Annotated in this window: 2 protein-coding genes; one reads left to right on the plus strand and one right to left on the minus strand. The window is 42.3% G+C overall.

All coding sequences use genetic code 11. The features are described 5' to 3' along the window. The first annotated feature begins 328 nt into the window (after window positions 1–328). Window positions 329–1,621 carry a DNA cytosine methyltransferase gene (locus RAC86_RS36680; RefSeq protein ID WP_213383883.1) on the plus strand — a complete coding sequence of 431 codons (1,293 nt, stop codon included), beginning with the start codon at window positions 329–331 and terminating at the stop codon, window positions 1,619–1,621. A 213-nt stretch (window positions 1,622–1,834) separates the two neighbouring features. Here the strand turns inward: RAC86_RS36680 and rlmD are convergent, their stop codons facing one another. Next, on the minus strand, window positions 1,835–3,223 hold the full coding sequence (gene rlmD / locus RAC86_RS36685) for a 23S rRNA (uracil(1939)-C(5))-methyltransferase RlmD (protein WP_377886777.1): 1,389 nt from the start codon (window positions 3,221–3,223) through the stop codon (window positions 1,835–1,837). Window positions 3,224–3,591: the final 368 nt, after the last annotated feature.

The raw sequence follows: 3,591 nt of genomic DNA on the forward strand, positions 1-3,591 counted from the left end.
TTTTGATTTTGCCATTGACACGATAGCTAATTTTATTGAACAATCTAAGAGAAAATAAAGAGCAAAATTAGATTAAAAAGAACTTTCTTGTGGAATGTTTTGAACAAATCCATCTTATATTATGACCTCGCTTTCCTCCATTAAATCAATGGCTAGCAATGTTTCTAATTTAATTCAATTTCCCAATTAACAGAATAACACAAAATAACCATTAAATAATAATGTAAACATATAAGGAAAATCATTATATTAAGGACACTGGCGCTGGCCTTTTGAATTGAAATTTGATAAGATATCATAAGAGGTGCAACAGGAGGTTGTTTAAAATATGACTTTAAAAATTGATATCAAAGGTAGAGGCAAATATAAGCCGGCGTCTGATTATTCTATAGATGATGTAAAGAATGTACTAATGGAGAAGATCTTTGAGGAATCTTCAAGAATTATTAATTCTGATGATGATCTAGAAATCATTGAAAAGGTTGATTTTCGCACTGATAAAATAAATGTGCTTAGCCTGTTTTCGGGCTGCGGCGGACTCGACCTTGGATTTGAATTAGCAGGATTGGCTGCAATAATCGGTGAACAAGCAGCTATGGAAGCATTTAAAGATAAAGACCGATTTAATGAACTAAGGAATAAAAGCATCTTCCATACCATATATACAAATGACTTGTTTAAAGAAGCCAATCAAACATACAAAACAAATTTTCCAGGTCATGTTATACAGCACGAAAAGGATATAAGACAAGTTAAATATTTCCCAAAATGCAACCTTATCCTTGGAGGATTCCCCTGCCCTGGATTTAGTGAAGCTGGCCCACGTTTGATAGATGACGATCGTAACTTCTTATATTTACATTTTATTAGAAGCCTGATACAAGCACAGCCAGAAATATTTGTAGCAGAGAATGTTAAAGGCATGATGACTCTTGGAAAAGGCGAGGTTTTAAATCAGATTATCGAAGATTTTGCTTCAGCTGGCTATAGGGTTCAGTTTAAGCTATTAAATGCAAGGGACTATGGAGTTCCGCAACTCAGAGAGCGTGTTATAATTGTTGGCGTCAGAAAAGACATTAGCTTCAATTACAAATATCCATCTCCAACCCATGGTGAAGAAACGGGCCTAAAGCCATTCAAAACGCTGAGAGATTCTATAGGAGATTTAGTGACTGATCCAGGACCGTACTTTAAGGGGTCATATTCTTCTATTTATATGTCTCGTAACAGAAAGAAAAGCTGGGACGAGCAAAGCTTTACCATCCAAGCTTCAGGGAGACAGGCCCCCCTCCATCCAGGTGGCTTATCTATGAAAAAAATAGGAAAAGATAAGTGGGTTTTCCCTGATGGGGAAGAAAACCATAGAAGGTTGTCTGTAAAGGAAATTGCCAGGGTGCAAACTTTCCCAGATTGGTTTCAATTTAGTCAAGGAACAAACAGCCAGACTTCAATTAACAATAGACTAGACAAACAATACAAGCAAATAGGGAATGCTGTGCCAGTTTTGCTGGCTAAGGCAGTTGCTTCTCCTATTGCAAATTGGGCAATAAATTATCTCGAAAGCTCTCCAAATAATAAAATAAAGAACGAGAACGCAAGCTTTCAATTAGGACTTTTTTAAGTATCAAAACCAGTTAAATTGAATGCTTTCCTTTAATTAACTAGCCATCCCTAGCAAAATAACATGGCTAGTTTTTTTTTGTAAAGCTAGCTTTTGACAAGAAGGAGAACATACTTAAATATGTTTGCCAAAAAGAAGGATGGGCTTTATACCTCTCACTAATATGAAATTCTAAAAGAGCCCTTCAGGAATTTGTGAAAGGCTCTTTAATCACTAATTAATATTTATATTTCTCTCCAGCACAGCCACACACTCCACATGATTCGTATGCGGAAACATATCCACAGGCTGCACTTCGTGCGTCACGTACCCTCCATCTTCAAGCACCCGCAAATCTCTCGCCAGCGTGCCAGGATTACAGGACACATACACCACTCTCTTCGGCTTCATCTCAACAATCGTCCGCAGGAGGGCTTCGTCGCAGCCTTTTCTTGGTGGGTCGACGACTAGCGTATCAGCTGTAATGCCTTCTTCATACCATTTTGGAATCACAGTTTCCGCTTCCCCGACCGCGAACTCAGCGTTTGTGATGCCGTTGAGCTCGGCGTTTCGTTTGGCATCCTCAATTGCTTCCGGTACAATTTCTACGCCGTACACTTTTTTCGCTTGCTTTGCCAGAAATAAAGAAATCGTTCCGATGCCGCAGTAGGCGTCGATGACGGTTTCTTCCCCTTGAAGCTCAGCGTACTCAAGCGCTTTGTCGTAGAGCACTTTGGTTTGCTCCGGATTGACCTGATAGAACGATCTGGCGGAGATGGCGAATTTGACGTCTCCAATGAGGTCGTAGATGTATTCTTCGCCCCAGATGACGTTTGTTTCGTTGCCAAAAATGACGTTTGTTTTGTTTGGGTTGATGTTTTGCACGATGGATTTGACGTGCGGGAATTGCGCTGTGATGTCTTCGATGATCTTCGCTTTGTGCGGGAAGTCGCTTGTTCTTGTGATGAAGACGATCATCATTTCGCCCGTAACAACGCCGTATCTGACCATGATGTGGCGGAGCCAGCCTTTGTGGCGCTCTTCGTTGTAGGCTTTGACACCGTATTTGGCGCAAATGTCTTTGACAGCTTGGACGGCTTCGTCGTTTTTGGATTGCTGGATCAGGCAGGCGCTCATGTCGATGATGTCATGGCTTCTTTGCTGATAAAATCCGGCGACGAGTCCGCCTTCCCGTTCTCCTACCGGCACCTGTGCTTTGTTTCTATAGTTCCATGGGTCTTCCATGCCGAGTGTCGGGTGCACGGTGACGTTTGAAAGGTCCAGCTTGCCGATGCGTTCTAAGACGTCTTTGACTTGTTTCTGTTTAAACAAGAGTTGGCCTTCATAGGTCATGTGCTGAAGCTGGCAGCCTCCGCATTGTTTGTAAATCGGACACGGGGCTTCGGTTCTGTGCGGGCTTTCTTCCTTCAGCTCAATCAGGCGGCCGAAGGCGAAGCCTTTTTTGACACGTGTGACTTTGATTTGGGCTTTTTCCTCCGGCAGGGCGTTCGGCACGAAGATCGGGAAGCCTTGGACCTTTGCGACGCCCGCTCCTTCATGTGTCAAATCCTCAAATGTCACATCGTAGTATTCGTTTTTTTCAACTGGGGGGTTCATTTTCATGTATGTTCACCTCTTGTTTTAAGCGAAAGAAAAACTTGGCCTATTCAAGCCAAGTTTCAGCGTGTAGGCAAACCTTCGCATTCTTTGTCAATCCTGTGCTTCGGTGCTCACGTAAAAAGACCAGCGGCTAAAAACTAGAGCATCCTGCTCAAACGCCGCTGTCACCGCATCCTGCGGAAGTACGCTCCAATGCTCGTCCTTCCTAGACTTCAAAGGTTTTCAATCACGCTGAAAAGATGACAAAATCCTAAAACGAAAACTGTTTTAGGATTTTGTCAACATTCTGAGCTTGGCTTACAAAGCCAAGTTTTAGTCATCCAGCTGTTCCGCTTTCTCCTTCGGCATGACGACGTGAATGTGTCGATACT

The sequence above is a fragment of the Bacillus sp. LR_5 genome (assembly GCF_042709275.1).

Bases quoted from the DNA above. Each gene is read 5' to 3' on its own strand.
- RAC86_RS36680 (WP_213383883.1), top strand. From the start codon at position 329: ATGACTTTAAAAATTGATATCAAAGGTAGAGGCAAATATAAGCCGGCG.
- rlmD (WP_377886777.1), bottom strand. From the start codon at position 3,223: ATGAAAATGAACCCCCCAGTTGAAAAAAACGAATACTACGATGTGACA.